The organism is Pseudomonas sp. FG86 (assembly GCF_057808775.1).
The window spans coordinates 154,033-175,035 of sequence record NZ_JBMDIS010000001.1 but is presented as its reverse complement, the minus strand read 5'-3'; the positions used below and the strand labels follow the sequence as shown (position 1 = coordinate 175,035).

Genomic DNA, 21,003 nt, shown 5'->3' with positions numbered 1-21,003 from the left:
TTCAATAATGCCGGCGCGCGTGCGCGGTTAATTGCTCAGTGATATCGAGACATAATCCCATGCGAATTCTGGTAATTGAGGATGAAGTAAAAACTGCGGAGTATGTGCGTCAAGGCCTTACAGAGTGTGGCTATGTCGTAGATTGCGTCCACACCGGATCAGATGGATTATTCTTGGCCAAGCAGCATGAGTACGAGCTGATTATCCTCGATATAAACCTACCAGAGATGGACGGTTGGCAGGTCCTTGAGTTGTTGCGCCGTAAAAACTGCCCGTCCCGCATCATGATGCTGACGGCGAGAAGCCGATTGGCGGATAAGGTCCGGGGGCTGGAGAACGGCGCAGATGACTATCTGATCAAACCATTTGAGTTCCCAGAGCTGCTAGCCCGGGTTCGCGCCTTGATGCGCAGGTCAGATCACCCCGCATCTGTGGAGGTCATTCGCGTGGCCGATCTGGAACTTGATCAAAGCCGGCACAGGGCATTCAGGGACGGTCAGCGTATTGATTTGACCACCAAAGAATTCGCGTTGCTGCACTACTTGATGCGTAACACCGGGGTGGTACTGAGCCGTACGCAGATTATCTCTCAGGTTTGGGATATGAATTTTGATTGCGACACGAACGTTGTAGAGGTGTCGATTCGAAGACTCAGAGCCAAGATAGATGACCCCTTCGAAACCAAGCTGATACACACACTTAGAGGCGTAGGGTATGTACTTGAAAAGCGTTAATTGCCAAACTATATAGTATCGAGATCGGCTAACTAATTCCGTCGCAAACGTGCCTACTGAACTGGATTTTACTATTTACGACCCGCGGCGCTGATTCCTTACCCCGCAAATGAGGTAGGCTGTGCATGAGGTATAGCATTGATTATCAGCAGGTCTCGGAGGATCAAGAGTTTGTCAGGCCTGATGACCGCTCAGCTGATATTGTCTTTAACAGTGAGCATGGCTTAGCTCTTATCCCATGTGTTGGCGATGTAGTCAACCTACCCTCTACGGCCGTCAAAGCGGGGGTTTGTGGCGTCGTCAGATCAAGAATTTTCAATTATCTCAGGGGTCCTGAAGAGTTTTACTGCCACGTCAATATTTTTGTTGAAGAGGCCGACATCAATTTCGGCAATCTAATATCCGAATATATGCGTAACCAGGCACGCTCACGATCACCCTCCTCATAGTGGTTTGAATAGTCAATACGGATTCCGTCCTTTTATTGAGTGCTCAGTAGAACCCACGTTGCAGAGCTCTACTGAGCCCAAAAACCTTATTTCCGCTGCTGTGCAAAAACCACTAACTGCCACTCAATCTTGCCCGCGCCAGGTGCATGCTGGTGATGGTTCTGTGGAGGAAGAACATGCCCTTTGGCAATACCGATCTCATCCCCGCAGGAGACGCATCGGTAAATGCCTGGATTTGGCGCTTCGGTACCAGGCGAATACTTTTTATCGTACTCCGAATGATCACTTTTGTGCAGAAAATTGCCGTGCTTATACTGAGCCATATCTATTCCCTTGAACTGTTGCTCTATATTTTTGTGCCACTTTACCGGGGCACAGAATAATTTTTATCACGTAATGACGAATAGATTCCAGCGAAGTTTTCCATAATCGCTCAGTACGCAGCCTACTTTCGTAGCATTTATTATTCTGATTGTGTCAGGCAGGAGATTTTTATGCCGGCGGAATTTTGGCGCCATGCTATGGCACCAGGATAGAGATCAAATCACGCCATCAAGTGACTCTTGCTATTCGAACCTGCCCCTACAAGAACAGGTAGTCACGGCACCCTGCTAGAGCGCGGGAGAGGCGGAGCACACAGAGCAGGCGTCATTGTTTTTTGAATAGCGCACTGAAAAATATAGAAGTACAAGAAGCCCGCAAAGAGAACAGTAGGCGCCATCAGAGCCAATTGAGGATCCATAAACCCTGAAATTACATACTGCTTAAGTGTAAGAGAAGCCAGGATAAAGGCCGAACAATACAAAGCACCTGTAAATTGATTCCCTAGAAAGCTTAGCACCCCACTAAAGGCATTATTGGCGCTCAATAACACTGCCTTCAATATGGTCCAACCGAAAAGCGGAAGGAAAATCTTCACCATAAAGGCAAATAAAGTTGTTGAGGCGAACAGTTTCAGTGGTATCTCTGCCCATGGCTTGATGGTACCGTCGTTTTCTACACCAAAGAATAGGATGGCATTCAGGATAATTGCTATAGAGCAGCATATGATGAGGCGTATCACCTCCCGTTTAAGCGGGGCCATCATTATAACTGAGTTAATGCTTTTCGCGATATATTGCTTTAGAGCCTGGGTCATTGACCTATTGCGTCCTATGCTAGCCGAGGTGATAATATTGTATTGATGCAGCAGTAATAGACTGACGCTTTATTTATTTCTCAGTCAAGGAGAATCCTGATGATTTACGAGTCTGATGATTGGAGGAAGTCACTTCTTCGTTCAGCTCGTTGGCTTGAGAAGGCTCGTGTAAAAGAGCGTTCTGAAGGGCGCATTTATGCGAAAGCAGAACGTGAAATTTTTGTCAGTTTTTATACGGTACGCAAGCTAATCGAGACCTACAAAATCTCTGAATCAACGAAGAAAATTAAGCTCCATCTACCGTACTACCCGATCACCAGTGGCAAGACAGTAGACTACTTCAATCGGCACAACATAATGGAAAACTACGAAACTACTAAAGTTTACAAAGAACTGCGGGATATGACTTTTGTCGCGAACCAGGTAATCCACTCGTACGTATTCGAATTCGCGACTAGTGAGGATGGACGGATTGACGGGGTGTTTGTGGCCTCAGACAAGGGACGACACCAGCGACTCTATTACTATTCTATGACGCTAATGCTCAGTATTTTTAGGTCCGTAGGCTTGGATGTCGTCTCAGAGCAGCATTTGGTAAGGGACCCTGAAACAGAGCAGTGGAAGATCAGGTGAGTAGCCACCAAGCCAAACCCGCTACGGCAGCTGTAATTAACCCAACGGTTGCATAGAAGGCAGGTCTGCCGATCCAAGGGTGACAAGCCAGCATGATTCCCAGATGGGTCTTCGGCTTTATGCTATCCCACTCAGACTCGACGATGGTCCCATCTAGAATATAAGGCTTCCAATATTTGACGATATGGTCCTTGTCGGGCTCAAAAAAATCGCTATGGCCGTAATCAAAGTAACGGTCAGCTACACGTGTATTTTTAAATCCGTTTCGACCAGTCCCGCCGTAGCCTATAGTCGAAAAGGTAGCTAGGACGGGGTAAAAATCTCGCGTCCCGACATCGTTGACGATGTTGCCTGCAGCCATGTGCCGAGCATGCTTCTCCCAGGCATAATTGCCTTTTATTATGGAGCCGCAGAGAACAATTCTCTCAATGTTGATGTCAGTGTATTTGGCGAGGATCCGACTAATGATATAGGTGCCGAAGCTGTGGGCAATGACCATAATGCGAGCAGTCGGTTCCATAAGCCGTGCGTCTCGGAAGTCATTTGCGATCTTATTGATTGGCGTAGATCGAAACGGACACGCAAGCTGCAGCGCGGTCACACAATGGTAGCCAAGACCTTTGACTCTGACATGAGCAACATCTCGGAAGGCTGCTTTTACCAGCTCGTGCCAGGAACCATCAGTTTGAATACCATGGACAAGCATGAGCGTGATGGCCTGAGCATCATCTTTGACATTAGAAATCTGCATATCGACTAACGAGTCAAACAGCTCCAGATGCTCGGCATCCAGAGTTGCCCTAATTGCCTGCAGCTGGGCCAGTCGTTTGGTCTCAATCGTATTTTCCCAAGTCGATCGAACAAGGGTAACAATATCAACAGGCTTCAATCGAGCACCAATCTATAGGTTGGTTCCACGTTGGCGGCAAGTACTTCAAATTCGGTATCCATCCCAGGATCACGAACAATCTCTGGGATATCGCCGTAAGATTGGAATGAGAGACCTTCGCCGCTGGGGCACCTAACAATAAGGAATCTCTTGATAATCCGGCCCGTTACCAAGATATTAATCAAGATTGCAAGGTGCGCGGAAGTACCGGCTTGCATAATATCGAACATGCGATTCGGGTTTAGCCGAATTCTAGGCAAAGCTTCGCCACCCTGGGATTCATAGCCCTGGATAAAACTAGCCAATCTTCGGAGGCCTTCAGCCTCGTCTGGATGGTTAAGTATTAAAGGCGATAACTTTTCCGCGAACATATTCGTATTCTCCGGCGGAGCACGCTACGGTCACCGCAAACTCGTTTCTCTCACCCGAAATCAAAAGCCTCAGTTCACGGGGAGGATCACTGTCTGGTAGTTTAACGTAAATATTGGCTCCCGTCACTTCGCCATCACGCTCCAAGAAGCGATCCAACGCAGACATCGAACCCTCATCCGATGAAAGGTTTTCATCAACCGATGCGGAGGTAATCTGCATTTGGGCCCCGAATTCATTTCGAGCCGTTGAATTGCTATATCTGATTTCTTGGGAGAGGTTATCGCGCTCGCGCAGAATCTTATTCTTAGCGGGGCTAAGCGAAACTTCAGCGAACCCATCGTCCGGTAGAAATTTCCTTACTTTGTTTTTCAACACCCACAAGAGCTCGGAATATTTCTTTGCCTGATTATCTTGAGAGGCAATACGAAACTCCAATAAACCAGTGTGGTCCAGGTGAACAATATTCACCGCACGTTTTTTTGTGGTCGCATAGCGTCGAATCAGTTCGCCAGTTGCTGGATCCGTCTCCACAGCGCTGAGACGATTGATGTCACGGCTTTCGACGACTTTGATCGTAAGCGAAACCGGTGTCTTCTGCGGGTCCGGACGGTACAGGCGGATGTCGACGATTGTGGCCTCGTCGGGCATCTCAAGATCCAGCGGGTGAGTAAACAGCCCCGAAAGGCCCTCAGCTGCTGCGATTGAAGCGATGCGCGTAGGAGACAGCAGGCCGATTGCCCGCTCTTCAGTGCACTGGAAAAGGAACGAGTGCTGCTTGCCAAACTCCTCCACCTGCTGCAGTAGATCACGGAGGTCTTTCAGGGCAAGTTTTTTATCCTTGAGGGCAGGCTCGATCCGCTTCTCATAGAGATCGTCCCAGTTTTGCGCAGAAACGGGGATGCCCTTCGTCCGGAGGAATTCCTTGACGACGGCTTGGCTAGTCGCATTTTTCAGAAGGCCAAAAAGGATCTTGGCTAGCTTTTGGTCGTCGTCACTCAGCACATCACTCTCCACAAATTGGCATTAAGCTTAAAGGCTCGTGCGAGCCTTGGCTGTGGAGGCATGAAGCCGGTGACATCCTGCCACGAGAGCGCCGACCTGCGCGCATCATGCCTTCCATTGCGCGCGCATTCTCGCCTTTTTATCCAGCGGTACACAATGAGTGGAGAAGGTCAAAATGCCATCAGCGATGTAGGATCCCTTGGCCACGTGGAGTAGGTTCCATCAGATTTTGCCGTAATGTTCAGCTTTTTCGGGAAGATGGGTAGGAATTCCCAGCTTTTCTGTGAACCGCAAGCAACAGCCTGAGCCCCAGTCATCCGGGACCTAGCATCACAATTGTTGGTGAAGCTGACTGCTGTGGTGGCCCGCCTGGGCCTAAAATCAAATTTGCTCTGCAACACTGAATATGGAACATCAAAATCTGAATAAGCATCAAGGAATGCTTCTATCTCGGGCACTTCAGCCGAGTGAAACACTAGAGTTGACACCATAACCCCGAAGGATCAGCGCCGCCGCGTTGTACGCCAGGGCGCGCTTGATCACCTGCCGGGGGTAAACCATGGCGGCGTCGATGGTGCCCTGGAACAACGCCTCGAAACCCAGTACACGATGTTTTGAATCGAGAAACAGGCAACCGAACGTCTCGTGGGGCTCATGGCGCAGCAACGCCTTGAGGTAATCACGCACGGCCACCGGGCTTTCCAATACGGAGTCACTCCGCAACCGCTCGGCCAAGTGGCGCCGGGACATTTCCAGCACCGCCTGCAACTGGGCAAACTTCGCCGGCCCCAGCCCCAGTTGCTGGCTGAACAGCGCCTGGCTGGCCTCCAGCAGCGGGCGCAGGCCACCGAATTGCACCAACAGGTGGCGTGCGAGGTCCACCGCACTTCGCCCGGAAACCCCGGTGCGCAGGAAGATAGCCAACAACTCGGCATCGGACAGACTCGCCGCGCCCCATTCCAGAAGTTTCTCCCGCGGACGTTCTGCTACGGGCCAATCGCGAATACTCATCCCTCTTTCCTGTATACGTGCGCCGCTGTTGCCTGGCAGGCGCTGTGTTATCGTAGGCCCTCTTTTTTGCGTGCGATTTCACCTGGGGAGGGGGCATCGCAGGCGTCACTGAACTGGCTTCACTGAACTGGAAAGGCAAACCAATGCAGCGTCTGTATCGGAAACGCATCGTTCTCGGCGTCGGCGGCGGCATTGCCGCCTACAAGAGCGCAGAGCTGGTTCGCAGGCTCCTTGACCAGGGCGCCGAAGTGCGCGTGGTCATGACCCGCGGTGGCAGTGAGTTCATCACCCCACTGACCATGCAGGCCTTGTCCGGCCACCCGGTTCACCTGGACCTGCTGGACCCGGCAGCCGAAGCCGCCATGGGCCATATCGAGCTGGCCAAATGGGCCGACCTGGTACTGATCGCCCCGGCCACCGCCGACCTGATCGCCCGCCTGGCCCAGGGCATCGCCGATGACTTGCTCACCACCCTGGTACTGGCGACCGACGCCACCGTCGCCATCGCCCCGGCCATGAACCAGGCCATGTGGCGCGACCCGGCCACCCAGGCCAACACCCAACTCCTGCAAAGCCGTGGCCTCAAGGTGTTCGGCCCGGCCTCCGGCAGCCAGGCCTGCGGCGACGTGGGCATGGGCCGCATGCTCGAAGCCACCGACCTGGCGCTGTGCGCCGCCGAATGCTTCCAGCACCTGGCCCTGACCGGCAAGCACGTGCTGATCACCGCCGGCCCGACCCAGGAAAACATCGACCCGGTGCGCTACATCACCAACCATAGCTCAGGAAAAATGGGCTTTGCCCTGGCCGAAGCCGCGGTTGAGGCAGGCGCGCGCGTCACCTTGATCACCGGTCCGGTGCATTTGCCAACGCCCGACAGAGTCACCCGAATCGACGTAGTCAGCGCCCGGGACATGCTGGCGGCCTGTGAAGCGGCGATTCCCTGCGACCTGTTTATCGCCTCGGCAGCAGTTGCGGACTACCGACCGGAAGTAGTCGCCCCGCAAAAGCTCAAGAAGGACCCTACAAGCGGCGACGGCCTGCTCCTGCAAATGGTGCGCAACCCGGACATCCTGGCCACCATCGCCACCCGTGCGGATCGCCCATTCAGTGTCGGTTTCGCCGCCGAGACCGAGCACCTGCTGGACTACGCCGCACGCAAATTGAAAGATAAAAACCTCGACCTGATCGTCGCCAATGATGTCGCCAACCCAAGCATCGGCTTCAACAGCGAGGAAAACGCCTGCAGCGTGATCGACCGCGAGCTGCACGCCACCCTTTTCGCCCAGACCAGCAAAGGCAAGATTGCCCGCCAACTGATCTCTTTTATCGCCCAACGGCTGAACCAGGTTTAATGTCCATGCACGCTTTGCAAGCCAAGATTCTCGACCCTCGCATCGGCAGCGAATTCCCACTGCCGGCCTACGCCACCCCGGGCTCCGCCGGCCTGGACCTGCGCGCCATGCTCAAGGAAGACACTGTCCTCGAGCCAGGCCAGACCCTGTTGATTCCTACCGGCCTGTCGATCTATGTCGGCGACCCTGGCCTGGCCGCACTGATCCTGCCGCGCTCCGGCCTGGGTCACAAACATGGCATCGTGTTGGGCAACCTGGTCGGCCTGATCGACTCGGACTACCAGGGTGAGTTGATGGTGTCGTGCTGGAATCGTGGCCAGACCGCGTTCAATATCGCGGTCGGCGAGCGCATTGCGCAGCTGGTGCTGGTGCCGGTGGTGCAGGCGCACTTCGAGCTGGTACAGGAATTCGACGAAACCCAACGTGGCGCAGGTGGCTTTGGGCACTCCGGCAGTCACTGACCCAGCTGAACCTGGCCGGGTACGTTCGTCCGGCCAGACGCCACCGCATGGCCTTTCAGGATGAAGAATGCGCGAATCTAATCAGCGAGATTTCCCCAGTGGAATCAATGCATTACGAAAGATAAACCATCGAGCTCCCGCTCAGGTGGCACTTTTGCACCACGAACTCTCTGCCGAAAACACCGTCATACCCTTCAGTTTGAGCCTGCCGGTCAGCCACATTATGGCCAGCCTTGCCCCCTTCAGATGGAGTTTCCCCCCGCGATGAGTAACGCAGCCCGAGTAGCCCCGACCTTTCCCGACAGCATCTTTCGCGCCTATGACATCCGTGGCGTAGTACCCAAGACCCTGACCGCCGAAACTGCCTACTGGATTGGCCGCGCCATCGGCGCCCAAAGCCTGGCCCAGGACGAACCCAACGTATCGGTAGGCCGTGACGGCCGCCTGTCCGGCCCGGAGCTGGTGGAACAACTGATCCAGGGCCTGGCAGACAGTGGCTGCCACGTCAGCGACGTCGGCCTGGTGCCTACCCCGGCGCTGTACTACGCGGCCAACGTACTGGCCGGCAAATCCGGCGTGATGCTCACCGGCAGCCACAACCCGTCGGACTACAACGGTTTCAAGATCGTCATCGCTGGCGACACCCTGGCCAACGAACAGATCCAGGCCCTGCACACACGCCTGAAGACCAACGACCTGACCAGCGGCCCCGGCAGCATCACCAAGGTCGACATTCTTCAGCGCTACTCCGACGAAATCACCCGCGACGTCAAACTCGCGCGCCGCCTCAAAGTGGTGGTGGACTGCGGCAACGGCGCGGCCGGCGTGATCGCCCCGCAACTGCTCGAAGCCCTGAACTGCGAAGTGATCCCGCTGTTCTGCGAGGTCGACGGCCACTTCCCCAACCACCACCCGGACCCAGGCAAGCCTGAAAACCTGGTGGACCTGATTGCCAAGGTCAAGGAAACCGGCGCCGATGTGGGCCTGGCCTTCGATGGCGACGGCGATCGCGTGGGCGTAGTAACCGAAACCGGCGAGATCGTATTCCCGGACCGCCTGCTGATGCTGTTTGCCCGTGACGTCGTGGCGCGCAACCCCGGTGCCGAGATCATTTTCGACGTCAAATGCACCCGCCGCCTGACCCCGCTGATCAAGGAATACGGCGGTCGTCCGCTAATGTGGAAGACCGGTCACTCGTTGATCAAAAAGAAAATGAAGGAAACCGGCGCCCTGTTGGCCGGCGAAATGAGCGGCCACGTATTCTTCAAGGAACGCTGGTTCGGCTTTGACGACGGTATTTACAGCGCTGCCCGTCTGCTGGAGATCCTCAGCAAGGAAAAATCCACCGCGCAAGGGCTGTTTGAGACCTTCCCGAATGATATTTCTACGCCAGAGATCAATATCCATGTGACCGAAGAGAGCAAATTCAGCATCATTGACGCATTGCACGATGCGCAATGGGGTGAAGGCGCCAACCTGACCTCCATTGATGGTGTGCGAGTCGATTACGCCAAAGGCTGGGGCCTGGTTCGTGCGTCCAACACCACACCGGTGCTGGTGCTGCGTTTCGAGGCGGATACCGAGGCTGAGTTGCAGCGCATCAAGGACGTGTTCCACGCCCAGTTGAAACGTGTTGCCCCTGATCTCCAATTACCGTTCTGATTTTTTGTACCGGAGCCCTGAATGACCCTCGAACGCGAAGCCGCTGCCAACACCGCCAAGGTCCTGTCCGAAGCGCTGCCCTACATTCGACGCTACGTCGGCAAGACGCTGGTGATCAAGTACGGCGGCAATGCCATGGAAAGCGACGAGCTGAAAACCGGCTTTGCCCGCGACATCGTGTTGATGAAAGCCGTAGGGATCAACCCGGTGGTAGTCCACGGTGGCGGCCCGCAGATCGGCGACCTGCTCAAGCGCTTGTCGATCGAGAGTCACTTCATCGATGGCATGCGCGTGACTGACGCACAGACCATGGACGTGGTGGAAATGGTCCTCGGCGGCCAAGTGAACAAGGACATTGTCAACCTGATCAACCGCCACGGCGGCAGCGCCATCGGCCTGACCGGCAAAGACGCGGAGCTGATCCGCGCGAAAAAACTGACCGTTACCCGTCAGACGCCGGAGATGACCCAGCCGGAAATCATCGACATTGGCCAGGTAGGCGAAGTGATCGGCATCAACACCGATCTGCTGAACCTGCTGGTCAAGGGCGACTTCATCCCGGTGATCGCGCCAATTGGCGTGGGCACCAACGGCGAGTCCTACAACATCAACGCCGACCTGGTGGCGGGCAAGGTGGCTGAAGCACTGAAGGCTGAAAAGCTGATGCTGCTGACCAATATTGCTGGCCTGATGGACAAGGAAGGCAAGGTGCTGACCGGCCTGACCACCCAACAGGTGGACGCGCTGATCGCCGACGGCACGATCTACGGCGGCATGCTGCCGAAGATCCGTTGCGCGCTGGAAGCGGTGCAGGGCGGCGTGGGCAGTTCGCTGATCCTGGACGGCCGGGTGCCGAATGCGATCCTGCTGGAAATCTTCACCGACACTGGTGTAGGTACGCTGATCAGCAACCGCAAGCGTCCTTAAACACTAAAAAGCCCCACCCTTTGTAGGAGCGAGCTTGCTCGCGAAAAACGTAAAGGCGCCGCGTTCATCCAGAATAAACGCGTCATCGTTGGCGTTCTTCGCGAGCAAGCTCGCTCCTACAGGGGGTGGGGCTTTTTGTTGTGCGGCGATTACTGGACGCCGAACTGCTCGCGGTACGCGCGCACTGCCGGCAAGTGCTGCTTGAGCTGCGGATCGTCTTCCAGGAACTGCAACACCTGGTTCAACGACACGATACTCACCACCGGGATGCCGAAATCGCGCTCCACTTCCTGGATCGCCGACAATTCACCGTTGCCACGCTCCTGGCGGTTCAGTGCGATCAACACACCGGCAGCCTTGGCGCCGTCCTGGGAGGCGATGATCTGCATCACTTCACGGATGGCGGTACCGGCGGTGATCACATCGTCGATAATCAGCACATCGCCAGTCAGCGGCGCACCCACCAGGCTGCCGCCTTCGCCATGGGCCTTGGCTTCCTTGCGGTTGAAGCACCACGGCAGATCCCGCCCGTGATGCTCAGCCAACGCCACGGCAGTCGCGGCGGCCAGGGGAATGCCCTTGTAGGCCGGACCAAACAAGACATCGAAGGAAATACCGCTTTCAACAATGGCTGCCGCGTAGAAACGACCCAGTTGGGCCAGGGCCGAACCCGAGTTGAACAAGCCTGCATTGAAGAAGTACGGGCTGGTGCGCCCGGACTTGAGGGTGAACTCACCGAAGCGCAAAACCCCGCGATCGATGGCAAAACGAATGAAATCGCGTTGATACGCCTGCATGAAAAAAGCCTCAGATACCACGGATTTAGCTAATTAGGTAGACGGCGTGTATCATACACGCACGCGATTTTTGGGGCCATTTATGCGGATCATCAGTGTGAACGTTAATGGTATTCAGGCTGCAGTCGAGCGTGGTTTGCTCAGTTGGCTGCAAGCCCAGAATGCCGACGTCATCTGCCTGCAGGACACCCGCGCCTCCGCCTTTGAACTGGACGACCCAGCCTTCCAACTGGATGGCTACTTCCTTTATGCCTGCGATGCCGAAGTACCCGCCCAAGGTGGCGTGGCTTTGTACTCGCGGTTGCAACCCAAGGCGGTCATCAGCGGCCTCGGCTTCGAGACAGCCGACCGCTACGGGCGCTACCTGCAAGCCGATTTCGACAAGGTCAGCATCGCGACCTTGCTGCTTCCATCAGGGCAGAACGGCGATGAAGACTTGAACCAGAAGTTCAAGCTAATGGACGATTTCGCCCGTTACCTGGATAAACAGCGACGCAAACGTCGCGAGTACATTTATTGTGGCTCGTTGTACGTGGCGCAACAAAAGCTGGATATCAAGAACTGGCGCGACAGCCAGCAATCCCCTGGCTTCCTGGCGCCGGAACGGGCCTGGATGGACGAGATTGTCGGCAACATGGGCTATGTGGATGCCCTGCGCGAAGTCAGCCGCGAAGGCGACCAGTACAGCTGGTGGCCAGACAATGAACAGGCTGAGATGCTCAACCTGGGCTGGCGCTTCGACTACCAGTTGCTGACCCCAGGCCTGCGTCGGTTCGTACGCAGCGCACGCCTGCCGCGCCAGCCACGCTTCTCGCAGCACGCGCCACTGATCGTGGACTACGACTGGACACTGACCATTTGAGGTCTTTTTCCAGGCACAAAAAAACCGACATCGCTGTCGGTTTTTTTGTGGGCGCTCATTATTTGATCAGGCGCCAGGTCCACGGGTAGCGGTAAGCCGTGCCATTGTTGGCCTTGATCCCGCCAATAATTGTCAGCACCAGCGCCGCAACCACCAGGATCAACATCAGCACAAAGCCGATCACCACGAACCCCAGCACCATGCACACCAGCCAGGCGATCGCCACGGTGATCTGGAAATTCAGCGCTTCCTTGCCCTGATCATCGATAAGCGGGTCCATGTCTTTCTTGATCTGCCACAGGATCAGCGGCCCCAAGAGACTGCCGAAGGGGAATACCAACCCCAGGAACGCCGCGAAGTGACATAGCATCGCCCACTGGCGAACTTCCTTGGACGGTGCCGGAACCGGCAACTGGCTGTCACTCATGGCACTTCTCCTTGAAGCGTGTTCAGTCAGCCAGTGCGGCGTTCTGCAGTTCGAAAATCTCAGTCATGCCCTTCTGGGCCAGGGCCAGCATCGCATTCAGGTCGGCCGGCTGGAATGGCGCGCCTTCAGCGGTGCCCTGCACTTCGATAAAACCACCGGTGCTGGTCATGACCACGTTCAGGTCGGTCTCGGCGGCCGAGTCTTCCAGGTAGTCCAGGTCCAGCACAGGCTCGCCCTGGTACATGCCCACCGATACGGCAGCGATCATCTGCTTGAGCGGATCGCCGCCTTTCAGGCCGCCACGCTTCTTGATCACTTTCAGCGCGTCGACCAGAGCGACCATGGCACCGGTGATGGACGCAGTACGAGTACCGCCGTCGGCCTGGATCACGTCGCAATCGACGTACAGGGTCACGTCGCCCAGCTTGGACATGTCCAACGCTGCACGCAGGGAGCGACCGATCAGGCGCTGGATCTCCAGGGTACGACCGCCTTGCTTGCCACGACTGGCCTCACGCTGGTTACGCTCGCCGGTGGCGCGCGGCAGCATGCCGTATTCGGCGGTCAACCAACCCTGGCCCTGGCCCTTGAGGAAACGTGGCACGCCGTTTTCGACACTGACGGTGCAGATCACCTTGGTATCGCCAAACTCGACCAGTACGGATCCCTCGGCGTGTTTGGTGTAGTTGCGGGTGATGCGGATCGAGCGGAGCTGATCGGCAACGCGACCACTTGGACGTTTCATAGGGGATACCTGTACGAAGGACGAAAAACTGCCGAGCATTATAGAGCCGCGAGCCGATTCGGGGCACTTCTTAAAATCTGGTTACGAATGCTCGGCTTGTGATGCGATGTCAGCACCCGCGTTTGGGGCCTATCGCACCACTGCGCTACACTCCTGCGCCTTCGCAGCCAGTCGGCTCCAATTTATCCATCAGCCCGCTTTCGCGGGACTGCAACGCGAGGTACCTCCATGGTGCACAGCATGACCGCCTTCGCCCGCGTCGAAAAAGCCGGCGCCCAAGGCACCCTGAGCTGGGAACTGCGCTCGGTCAACAGCCGCTACCTGGAACCGCACCTGCGCCTGCCGGAATCGTTCCGCGACCTCGAAGGCGCCGTACGTGAAGCCCTGCGCCAAGGCATCTCACGCGGCAAGCTGGAATGCACCCTGCGCTTTACCGAGGAAACCACCGGCAAGCCACTGCAGGTCGACCGCGACCGCGCCGCGCAACTTGTCACGGCCGCCGAGACTATCGCCAGCCTGATCCAGCAGCCCGCGGCGCTGAACCCCCTGGAAGTGCTGGCCTGGCCCGGCGTGCTGGTGGCCGATGCCGTCGACCCGCAAGCCCTCAACGCCGAAGCCCTCGCCCTGTTCACCCAGGGCTTGAAGGAGCTCAAGGCCGGCCGCGAGCGCGAAGGCGCCGAACTGGCCCGCCTGATCAACGAGCGCCTGACCTCGATTGAGGAGGATGTGGTCACCCTGCGCGAGCTGGTGCCACAAATGCTGGCGACCCAGCGCCAGAAGGTCCTCGATCGCTTCGCCGACATGAAAGCCGACCTTGACCCGGTGCGCCTGGAGCAGGAAATGGTCCTGCTGGCGCAAAAAAGTGACGTCGCCGAAGAACTCGACCGCCTCAGCACCCACATCCTCGAAGTGCGCCGCGTGCTCAAGTCAGGCGGTGCCGCCGGTCGGCGCCTGGACTTCCTGATGCAGGAACTCAACCGCGAAGCCAATACACTGGGCTCCAAGGCTTTCGATCCGCGCAGCACCACCGCTGCGGTCAACCTCAAAGTGTTGATCGAGCAGATGCGCGAACAAGTACAGAATATTGAGTAAGGCAACCTCCATGACCCATAGCACCGGCACCCTTTACATCATTTCCGCCCCTTCGGGCGCAGGCAAGAGCAGCCTGGTCAAGGCTCTGACCGACACCAACGATCAGATCCGCATCTCGGTCTCGCACACCACCCGCGCCATGCGCCCGGGTGAGGTGAACGGCGTGCACTATCACTTCGTCGAGCGCACCGAGTTCGTCAAGATGATCGAGCATGGCGACTTCCTCGAGCGCGCCGAAGTGTTCGGCAACCTCTACGGCACCTCGCAAAGCCACCTGCAGCAAACCCTGGACGAAGGCCACGACCTGATCCTGGAAATCGACTGGCAGGGCGCCGAGCAAGTGCGCCAACTGATGCCCAAGGCGCGCTCGATCTTCATCCTGCCGCCGTCTTTGGAAGCGTTGCACCAGCGCTTGACCAACCGTGGCCAGGACAGCGACGCGATCATCGAAGGCCGCATGCGGGAAGCCGTCAGCGAAATGAGCCACTACGTCGACTATGACTACCTGATCATCAACGACGATTTTGCTCACGCGCTGGACGACTTGAAGGCGATTTTCCGCGCCAATCAGCTCCAGCAAAAACGCCAACAGCAGCGTTTCGGCAAATTACTGGCCGAACTGCTCGGTTGATTGGCTCTTCCCAAAACTGCTGCAGGGGCCTTACATTGGCACTTGTAGCGGTTTTGCGAGGGCCTGCGAAAAATCAGCGCTTCCCTAAACGCTGGTGATTTTTTAAACTGTTTAGTCCGCTCGCCCAGCCGGGCAGCGCGCATCTTGCATTCGCTCCGAGGAATACCATGGCCCGCGTAACCGTTGAAGACTGCCTAGAACACGTGGATAACCGCTTTGAGCTGGTCATGCTCTCTACCAAGCGTGCCCGTCAACTGGCCACTGGCGGCAAAGAGCCCCTGGTCCAGTGGGAAAACGACAAGCCTACCGTTGTAGCCCTGCGTGAAATCGCTGAAGGCCTGATGAGCTACGAGTTCATCGCCAACGCTGAGATCGTTGAAGACGAACCGCTGTTTGCAGCGTTCGAGGACGAGTCCAACGAGGCCGTCTAAGCCTATGCCTGGTCGACGTAGCACGGCGCGGGGTCACAGCCAACGGCAGGAGTTCACACTTTGCCGAGCATAGACGCCCTCGCCGATCGCTTATCGGCCTACCTCGGCCCCGACCAGGTCAACCTGGTCCGCCGAGCGTATTTCTACGCCGAACAAGCCCACGACGGCCAACGCCGCCGGAGTGGCGAGGCGTATGTCACCCATCCTCTTGCGGTGGCAAATATTCTTGCCGACATGCACATGGACCATCAGAGCCTGATGGCCGCCATGCTGCATGACGTGATCGAAGACACCGGTATTGCCAAGGAAGCGCTCAGTGCGCAATTTGGCGAAACCGTGGCCGAACTGGTCGATGGGGTCAGCAAACTGACCCAGATGAACTTCGAGACCAAAGCCGAGGCCCAGGCGGAAAACTTCCAGAAGATGGCCATGGCCATGGCCCGGGATATCCGGGTGATCCTGGTCAAGCTGGCCGACCGGCTGCACAACATGCGCACGCTGGAAGTGCTGTCCGGCGAAAAACGCCGGCGCATCGCCAAGGAAACCCTGGAAATCTACGCGCCCATCGCCAACCGGCTGGGCATGCACGCCATTCGCATCGAATTCGAAGACCTCGGCTTCAAGGCCATGCACCCGATGCGTTCGGCACGCATCTACCAGGCGGTCAAGCGTGCCCGGGGCAACCGCAAGGAAATCGTCAACAAGATCGAAGAATCCCTGAGCCATTGCCTGGCGATCGACGAGATCGAGGGCGAGGTCAGCGGCAGGCAGAAACACATCTACGGCATCTACAAGAAGATGCGCGGCAAGCGCCGGGCGTTCAACGAGATCATGGACGTGTACGCGTTCCGCATCATCGTCGACAAGGTCGATACCTGCTACCGCGTGCTGGGCGCTGTACATAATTTGTACAAGCCCCTGCCGGGCCGCTTCAAGGACTACATCGCGATTCCCAAGGCCAACGGCTATCAGTCGCTGCATACCACGCTGTTTGGTATGCACGGGGTGCCGATCGAGATCCAGATCCGCACCCGGGAAATGGAAGAAATGGCCAACAACGGCATCGCCGCCCATTGGCTGTACAAGTCCAGTGGCGACGAGCAGCCAAAAGGCACCCATGCCCGCGCGCGCCAGTGGGTAAAAGGCGTGCTGGAAATGCAGCAACGTGCCGGCAACTCCCTGGAATTCATTGAAAGCGTGAAGATCGACCTGTTCCCGGACGAGGTCTATGTGTTCACGCCCAAGGGCCGGATCATGGAGCTGCCCAAAGGCTCCACGGCCGTCGACTTCGCCTACGCGGTGCACACCGACGTCGGCAACAGCTGCATCGCCTGCCGCATCAACCGTCGCCTGGCCCCGCTGTCGGAACCGCTGCAAAGCGGCTCCACCGTGGAAATCGTCAGCGCGCCGGGCGCACGGCCAAACCCCGCGTGGCTCAACTTCGTGGTCACTGGCAAGGCGCGCACCCATATTCGCCATGCGCTGAAACTGCAGCGCCGCTCCGAGTCCATCAGCCTGGGCGAACGCCTGCTGAACAAGGTGCTCAATGGTTTCGACAGCGCCCTGGACAAGATCCCGGGTGAGCGTGTTCAAGCGATGCTCCACGAGTACCGCCAGGAAACCATCGAAGACCTGCTGGAAGATATCGGCCTGGGCAACCGCATGGCCTACGTAGTAGCCCGCCGCCTGCTCGGCGAAGGCGAACAGTTGCCGAGCCCGGAGGGTCCGCTGGCGATTCGCGGCACCGAGGGCCTGGTGCTCAGTTATGCCAAGTGTTGCACACCGATCCCGGGCGACCCGATTGTCGGCCACCTGTCGGCGGGCAAAGGCATGGTCGTGCACCTGGACAACTGCCGCAACATCAGCGAAATCCGCCACAACCCGGAAAAATGCATCCAGCTCTCCTGGGCCAAGGATGTCACCGGCGAGTTCAACGTCGAGCTTCGCGTGGAGCTTGAGCACCAGCGTGGCCTGATCGCCCTGCTGGCCAGCAGCGTCAATGCGGCCGACGGCAATATCGAGAAAATCAGCATGGACGAACGCGATGGCCGCATCAGCGTGGTCCAACTGGTGGTCAGCGTGCACGACCGCGTACACCTGGCCCGCGTGATCAAGAAACTGCGCGCCTTGACCGGCGTGATCCGCATCACCCGCATGCGTGCATAGCCCACCTCTTACAAGGAGTCATTCATGACCAAGACTGTTATCACCAGCGATAAAGCCCCGGCCGCCATCGGCACTTACTCCCAGGCGATCAAGGCGGGCAACACCGTCTACATGTCCGGCCAAATCCCGCTGGACCCAAAGACCATGGAACTGGTTGAAGGCTTCGAAGCCCAGACCGTACAGGTCTTCGAAAACCTCAAGTCCGTCGCAGAAGCCGCGGGCGGTTCGTTCAAGGATATCGTCAAGCTGAACATCTTCCTCACCGACCTGAGCCACTTCGCCAAGGTCAACGAGATCATGGGCAAGTACTTCGAACAGCCCTACCCTGCTCGCGCCGCCATTGGCGTCGCAGCGCTGCCAAAAGGCGCGCAGGTTGAGATGGACGCGATCCTGGTCATCGAGTAAAACACCCGGCGCAGCCTCAACCAGGCTGCGCCGACTTCGTTTCAGAAGGATTTCATGATGCGCAAAGCGCTTGTAGCCTCCTCGTTGCTCGCCCTGTTGCTCGGCGGCTGTGCCAGCAATCCCGCCGACCTGGATGTGAGCGGCACCTGGATCAACCAGGTCGCCATCGATGCGGCAGCCAAGGGCGGCCCTTTGCGTGAAGCATTGCAAAGCTATGGTCCAAACCTCGAATGGGAGGTCAACACCAAGGCTTCGCAAGCGCGCTACTACAACGGTTTTGAAGTTGCCGAAGGCAAGTTGCTCGGCGAGCAATCCGGCGCCTGGAGCGTGGACTTCTACGGCAGCACCGCCACCGAACTCAAGCGCAAAAACAAACAACTGCTGCAAACGGCCAACGACAACGAGCCCGAACAGCTGTTCGCCCGCGCCAAAGACCCCGCACCGGAAGGCGCGCCACTGGGCGCCAACTTCGAACGGGCGCTGTACGCGGCCTATATGGGTGGCGACTGGAAGATCACCGACGGCTTCGGAAACGGCGCCACGGTACAGTTCCAGGCTGACGGCAAGGTCGCCGGCCTGCCTGGCGTCGATCGCTACTCACTGTGCCTGGCGGGCGATTGCGCCTCCATGAGCGGCGGCTATGACAGCATCTGGCTGCAACTCAACGGCCAGGGCAACCCCTGGATCTTCGTGCGCAAGGGCAAACAACTGGAAATCTTCCAGGCCGTCAACACCGCACAGACGGATGAAGTGCCCTCGTTTACACCGGGGCCACGGCAGTGGTTGCTCGAGAAACCGTGATACACAACAAAGGAGCCCACCGGCTCCTTTTTCTTTAGCCTGCGCCATTGTTTTCACGCATAAGCGGATGGCCTCATGCACAAGTTACTCGCGCTCAGCCTCAGCCCGTTCCTGCTGGCCGGTTGCACGCACACGTCGCAACCTGCCGACATCAGCGGACTGTGGATCAACCAGGCCGCTATTGATACCGCCGCCCAAGGCCGTCCATTACTCAAAGCACTGGACGCCAATGGCCTGAATCTGGAATGGAACATCGACGCCCGTGGCGGCAAAGCGTTATTCAGCAATGCATTCGAAGCCGGCGAAGGTCAACTGCGGTCAAAGGCACCAGGCGTATGGGTTGTCGACTATGACGGCCACGGCACCGACGAACTGCACTGGGATGGCAACCAGCTTATCCAGCAGGCCAAAGCATTTTTTGCCGGCCAAGTGTTCCGGCGCCCGGCCCAGCCAGCCCCCGAGGGTGCAAGGTGGGGTACAACTTTCAGACAGGCACTGAATTCAGCCTACATGGGCGGGAAGTGGAAAATCATTGAAGGCCAAGGCGTCGGCAACAGCGTGGTGTTCCATGCTGATGGCAGCCTGTCCGGGCTGGCACAAAATGACCGGTACGAGCTCTGTCTGGGCGGCGATTGCGCCACTCAAGGCGCTGGCAATGACACGCTCTCTCTCGGCAAGGGCGATGTCGCAGACGTATGGATTTTTGTCCGTCACGGCAAGCGGATGGAAATTTTGAACGCGATCAATCATGCCCAACCGGACGAAATTCCCCAACTCGCTCCAGGCCCGCGCCAATGGCTGCTGGAACAACAGTGACGAAAAAAGAGCCCTTGTTCGGGTAATGCCAGCCAGTAAAGGAAGAACACTGCAACTGTGGCAAGCGGGCTTGTTGTGGCGAGCGGGCTTGCCCCGCGTTGGGCTGCGAAGCGGCCCCAAAAAACAGCCCCGGAGCTGCCTGGCACACTGCAGCGCTCTTATTGGGGCTGCTGCGCAGCCCAACGCGGGGCAAGCCCGCTCGCCACAGGTTACTGTTTGCTCGTTCTATCTCTTAACTGACTGGCATTCGCCCTTGGGCTCCTCTGTCAGCGCTGACCTTCGAGAATCGCCGCATACCCCTCGCGATAGGTCGGATAGACCGGCGCCCAGCCCAGCGCCTTGGCCCGCGCATTACTGCATTGCTTGCTGCCCGCGCGGCGCACACTGGCGTCGTCGGCCCATTCGGTCACGCCCAAATAGTCGCGCAACCAACCGACCACCTCCGCCAATGGCGCCGGCGCATCGTCAACACCGATGTAAATCTTCTCCAACGAGCCGCCCTGCTCCACATGCCGCAGCAAAAAGGCCAGCAGGCCCGCCGCGTCATCGACATGAATCCGGTTGCCATATAAAGGCGGATCGATCGCCACGCGATAACCCTGGCGCACCTGGGTCAGCAGCCATTCACGGCCCGGGCCATAGATCCCCGTCAACCGCACGACGCTCGCCGGGATACCACTGTTCAGCGCCACTTGCTCAGCTTCCAGCATCACCTGCCCGGAATAGCCTTTCGCCTGGGTCTCGGAGGTTTCATCGACCCACTCGCCATTCTGCTGCCCATACACACTGCTGCTGGATACAAACAACAGATGCTTGGGCTCCTGGCCGTAATCCTTCAGCCACTCCAGTACGTGCTGCAACCCTTGCACATAAGCGGCGCGATAACCGGCCTCATCGTGATCCGTCGCGGCGGCGCAATACACCAGGTAATCCACCCCGCCGATTGGCCAGGTGTCAGGGCAATCCTTGTTGAACAGGTCGCCGGCAATGCCAATCACGCCATCGGGCAGGCGCGAAATATCACGCCGCAGGCCATGAACCTCCCATTCCGAGGCGAGCAGTTGGCTGGCCAGCCGACTCCCCACATCGCCACATCCGGCAATCACAACAGAAGGCGCAGACATCACAAAACTCCGAACTGAAAGGTCTAGATTAGCCGTCTCCGTAGACCGGCGGCCAGAAAAAGGGCAAATAAAGTTA

Annotated in this window: 22 protein-coding genes and 2 pseudogenes; 14 read left to right on the top strand and 10 right to left on the bottom strand. The window is 57.4% G+C overall.

What is annotated here, in order from left to right; all coding sequences use genetic code 11:
- Positions 1-59 precede the first annotated feature (59 nt).
- Positions 60-734 (top strand): heavy metal response regulator transcription factor, encoded by a 675-nt coding sequence (locus tag ACODSV_RS00765; protein ID WP_003253420.1) that lies wholly within the window; start codon positions 60-62, stop codon positions 732-734.
- 535 nt (positions 735-1,269) lie between these two features.
- Here ACODSV_RS00765 and ACODSV_RS00760 read toward each other — a convergent pair.
- Positions 1,270-1,506: a hypothetical protein gene (locus ACODSV_RS00760; protein ID WP_074059229.1), complete on the bottom strand. Its 237-nt coding sequence runs from the start codon at positions 1,504-1,506 to the stop codon at positions 1,270-1,272.
- 275 nt (positions 1,507-1,781) lie between these two features.
- Positions 1,782-2,321, bottom strand: a complete 540-nt coding sequence (locus tag ACODSV_RS00755; RefSeq protein WP_003253418.1) for a hypothetical protein — start codon at positions 2,319-2,321, stop codon at positions 1,782-1,784.
- A 99-nt stretch (positions 2,322-2,420) separates the two neighbouring features.
- Between ACODSV_RS00755 and ACODSV_RS00750 the strand changes: the two genes are divergently transcribed.
- Positions 2,421-2,954, top strand: a complete 534-nt coding sequence (locus ACODSV_RS00750) for a hypothetical protein (protein WP_003253416.1) — start codon at positions 2,421-2,423, stop codon at positions 2,952-2,954.
- On the opposite strand, the gene ACODSV_RS00745 is transcribed toward ACODSV_RS00750, so the two are convergent.
- From ACODSV_RS00745 to radC, 4 genes and pseudogenes are all read right to left on the bottom strand, one after another.
- Positions 2,947-3,843, bottom strand: a complete 897-nt coding sequence (locus tag ACODSV_RS00745; protein WP_014754857.1) for an alpha/beta fold hydrolase — start codon at positions 3,841-3,843, stop codon at positions 2,947-2,949. The genes ACODSV_RS00750 and ACODSV_RS00745 overlap by 8 nt on opposite strands.
- Positions 3,840-4,214: a hypothetical protein gene (locus ACODSV_RS00740; protein ID WP_223255136.1), complete on the bottom strand. Its 375-nt coding sequence runs from the start codon at positions 4,212-4,214 to the stop codon at positions 3,840-3,842. The genes ACODSV_RS00745 and ACODSV_RS00740 overlap by 4 nt, the downstream gene beginning before the upstream one ends.
- The gene (locus ACODSV_RS00735; RefSeq protein ID WP_003253411.1) at positions 4,180-5,217 is read right to left on the bottom strand and encodes a hypothetical protein; all 1,038 of its coding nucleotides are present in this window, start codon (positions 5,215-5,217) and stop codon (positions 4,180-4,182) included. The genes ACODSV_RS00740 and ACODSV_RS00735 overlap by 35 nt, the downstream gene beginning before the upstream one ends.
- A 498-nt stretch (positions 5,218-5,715) precedes the next feature.
- Positions 5,716-6,228: pseudogene (gene radC / locus ACODSV_RS00730) on the bottom strand (RadC family protein); the annotation flags it as partial.
- A 143-nt stretch (positions 6,229-6,371) separates the two neighbouring features.
- Between radC and coaBC the strand changes: the two are divergent.
- From coaBC to argB, 4 genes and pseudogenes are all read left to right on the top strand, one after another.
- Entirely contained in the window at positions 6,372-7,580 is a 1,209-nt protein-coding gene (gene coaBC, locus ACODSV_RS00725) for a bifunctional phosphopantothenoylcysteine decarboxylase/phosphopantothenate--cysteine ligase CoaBC (protein WP_024078094.1), read from the top strand.
- Between the two features lie 5 nt (positions 7,581-7,585).
- Entirely contained in the window at positions 7,586-8,041 is a 456-nt protein-coding gene (gene dut / locus ACODSV_RS00720; protein WP_041161320.1) for a dUTP diphosphatase, read from the top strand.
- 240 nt (positions 8,042-8,281) lie between these two features.
- Positions 8,282-9,703 (top strand): annotated as a pseudogene (locus ACODSV_RS00715) (phosphomannomutase/phosphoglucomutase); the annotation flags it as partial.
- A 21-nt stretch (positions 9,704-9,724) separates the two neighbouring features.
- Positions 9,725-10,630, top strand: coding sequence for an acetylglutamate kinase (gene argB, locus ACODSV_RS00710; RefSeq protein WP_024078097.1), 906 nt, complete (start codon positions 9,725-9,727; stop codon positions 10,628-10,630).
- 149 nt (positions 10,631-10,779) lie between these two features.
- Here argB and pyrE read toward each other — a convergent pair whose 3' ends face one another.
- The gene (gene pyrE / locus ACODSV_RS00705) at positions 10,780-11,427 is read right to left on the bottom strand and encodes an orotate phosphoribosyltransferase (protein ID WP_024078099.1); all 648 of its coding nucleotides are present in this window, start codon (positions 11,425-11,427) and stop codon (positions 10,780-10,782) included.
- Between the two features lie 82 nt (positions 11,428-11,509).
- Here pyrE and crc point away from each other — a divergent pair, with 82 nt between their 5' ends.
- Entirely contained in the window at positions 11,510-12,289 is a 780-nt protein-coding gene (gene crc / locus ACODSV_RS00700; RefSeq protein WP_003176915.1) for a catabolite repression control protein Crc, read from the top strand.
- Between the two features lie 58 nt (positions 12,290-12,347).
- On the opposite strand, the gene ACODSV_RS00695 is transcribed toward crc, so the two are convergent.
- Together ACODSV_RS00695 and rph are read right to left on the bottom strand one after the other, a co-directional pair.
- A complete protein-coding gene (locus ACODSV_RS00695) occupies positions 12,348-12,716 on the bottom strand; it encodes a DUF4870 domain-containing protein (RefSeq protein WP_024078100.1) in 369 nt (122 codons plus the stop codon).
- A 22-nt stretch (positions 12,717-12,738) separates the two neighbouring features.
- Positions 12,739-13,461 carry a ribonuclease PH gene (gene rph, locus ACODSV_RS00690; RefSeq protein ID WP_024078101.1) on the bottom strand — a complete coding sequence of 241 codons (723 nt, stop codon included), beginning with the start codon at positions 13,459-13,461 and terminating at the stop codon, positions 12,739-12,741.
- Between the two features lie 228 nt (positions 13,462-13,689).
- Between rph and ACODSV_RS00685 the strand changes: the two genes are divergently transcribed.
- The 7 genes from ACODSV_RS00685 (at position 13,690) to ACODSV_RS00655 (ending at position 19,803) form a co-directional block, all read left to right on the top strand.
- Positions 13,690-14,553 carry a YicC/YloC family endoribonuclease gene (locus ACODSV_RS00685; RefSeq protein WP_150055614.1) on the top strand — a complete coding sequence of 288 codons (864 nt, stop codon included), beginning with the start codon at positions 13,690-13,692 and terminating at the stop codon, positions 14,551-14,553.
- Between the two features lie 10 nt (positions 14,554-14,563).
- Positions 14,564-15,184 carry a guanylate kinase gene (gene gmk / locus ACODSV_RS00680; RefSeq protein WP_024078103.1) on the top strand — a complete coding sequence of 207 codons (621 nt, stop codon included), beginning with the start codon at positions 14,564-14,566 and terminating at the stop codon, positions 15,182-15,184.
- A 167-nt stretch (positions 15,185-15,351) separates the two neighbouring features.
- Positions 15,352-15,615, top strand: coding sequence for a DNA-directed RNA polymerase subunit omega (gene rpoZ, locus ACODSV_RS00675; protein ID WP_003176920.1), 264 nt, complete (start codon positions 15,352-15,354; stop codon positions 15,613-15,615).
- A 60-nt stretch (positions 15,616-15,675) separates the two neighbouring features.
- On the top strand, positions 15,676-17,781 hold the full coding sequence (gene spoT, locus ACODSV_RS00670; RefSeq protein WP_024078104.1) for a bifunctional GTP diphosphokinase/guanosine-3',5'-bis pyrophosphate 3'-pyrophosphohydrolase: 2,106 nt from the start codon (positions 15,676-15,678) through the stop codon (positions 17,779-17,781).
- Between the two features lie 24 nt (positions 17,782-17,805).
- Entirely contained in the window at positions 17,806-18,186 is a 381-nt protein-coding gene (locus tag ACODSV_RS00665) for a RidA family protein (RefSeq protein WP_003176922.1), read from the top strand.
- A 57-nt stretch (positions 18,187-18,243) separates the two neighbouring features.
- On the top strand, positions 18,244-18,987 hold the full coding sequence (locus ACODSV_RS00660; protein ID WP_024078105.1) for a hypothetical protein: 744 nt from the start codon (positions 18,244-18,246) through the stop codon (positions 18,985-18,987).
- Positions 18,988-19,062: 75 nt separating this feature from the next.
- On the top strand, positions 19,063-19,803 hold the full coding sequence (locus ACODSV_RS00655; protein ID WP_150055611.1) for a hypothetical protein: 741 nt from the start codon (positions 19,063-19,065) through the stop codon (positions 19,801-19,803).
- A 266-nt stretch (positions 19,804-20,069) separates the two neighbouring features.
- On the opposite strand, the gene ACODSV_RS00650 is transcribed toward ACODSV_RS00655, so the two are convergent.
- Positions 20,070-20,927, bottom strand: coding sequence for an SDR family oxidoreductase (locus ACODSV_RS00650; protein WP_024078107.1), 858 nt, complete (start codon positions 20,925-20,927; stop codon positions 20,070-20,072).
- Between the last annotated feature and the right edge of the window lie 76 nt (positions 20,928-21,003).

Bases quoted from the DNA above. Each gene is read 5' to 3' on its own strand.
- dut (WP_041161320.1), top strand. From the start codon at position 7,586: ATGCACGCTTTGCAAGCCAAGATTCTCGACCCTCGCATCGGCAGCGAA.
- ACODSV_RS00655 (WP_150055611.1), top strand. From the start codon at position 19,063: ATGCACAAGTTACTCGCGCTCAGCCTCAGCCCGTTCCTGCTGGCCGGT.
- ACODSV_RS00750 (WP_003253416.1), top strand. From the start codon at position 2,421: ATGATTTACGAGTCTGATGATTGGAGGAAGTCACTTCTTCGTTCAGCT.
- crc (WP_003176915.1), top strand. From the start codon at position 11,510: ATGCGGATCATCAGTGTGAACGTTAATGGTATTCAGGCTGCAGTCGAG.
- ACODSV_RS00695 (WP_024078100.1), bottom strand. From the start codon at position 12,716: ATGAGTGACAGCCAGTTGCCGGTTCCGGCACCGTCCAAGGAAGTTCGC.
- pyrE (WP_024078099.1), bottom strand. From the start codon at position 11,427: ATGCAGGCGTATCAACGCGATTTCATTCGTTTTGCCATCGATCGCGGG.
- ACODSV_RS00660 (WP_024078105.1), top strand. From the start codon at position 18,244: ATGCGCAAAGCGCTTGTAGCCTCCTCGTTGCTCGCCCTGTTGCTCGGC.
- gmk (WP_024078103.1), top strand. From the start codon at position 14,564: ATGACCCATAGCACCGGCACCCTTTACATCATTTCCGCCCCTTCGGGC.
- ACODSV_RS00740 (WP_223255136.1), bottom strand. From the start codon at position 4,214: ATGTTCGCGGAAAAGTTATCGCCTTTAATACTTAACCATCCAGACGAG.
- ACODSV_RS00665 (WP_003176922.1), top strand. From the start codon at position 17,806: ATGACCAAGACTGTTATCACCAGCGATAAAGCCCCGGCCGCCATCGGC.
- rph (WP_024078101.1), bottom strand. From the start codon at position 13,461: ATGAAACGTCCAAGTGGTCGCGTTGCCGATCAGCTCCGCTCGATCCGC.
- ACODSV_RS00755 (WP_003253418.1), bottom strand. From the start codon at position 2,321: ATGACCCAGGCTCTAAAGCAATATATCGCGAAAAGCATTAACTCAGTT.
- ACODSV_RS00760 (WP_074059229.1), bottom strand. From the start codon at position 1,506: ATGGCTCAGTATAAGCACGGCAATTTTCTGCACAAAAGTGATCATTCG.
- ACODSV_RS00685 (WP_150055614.1), top strand. From the start codon at position 13,690: ATGGTGCACAGCATGACCGCCTTCGCCCGCGTCGAAAAAGCCGGCGCC.
- rpoZ (WP_003176920.1), top strand. From the start codon at position 15,352: ATGGCCCGCGTAACCGTTGAAGACTGCCTAGAACACGTGGATAACCGC.
- ACODSV_RS00765 (WP_003253420.1), top strand. From the start codon at position 60: ATGCGAATTCTGGTAATTGAGGATGAAGTAAAAACTGCGGAGTATGTG.
- argB (WP_024078097.1), top strand. From the start codon at position 9,725: ATGACCCTCGAACGCGAAGCCGCTGCCAACACCGCCAAGGTCCTGTCC.
- coaBC (WP_024078094.1), top strand. From the start codon at position 6,372: ATGCAGCGTCTGTATCGGAAACGCATCGTTCTCGGCGTCGGCGGCGGC.
- ACODSV_RS00650 (WP_024078107.1), bottom strand. From the start codon at position 20,927: ATGTCTGCGCCTTCTGTTGTGATTGCCGGATGTGGCGATGTGGGGAGT.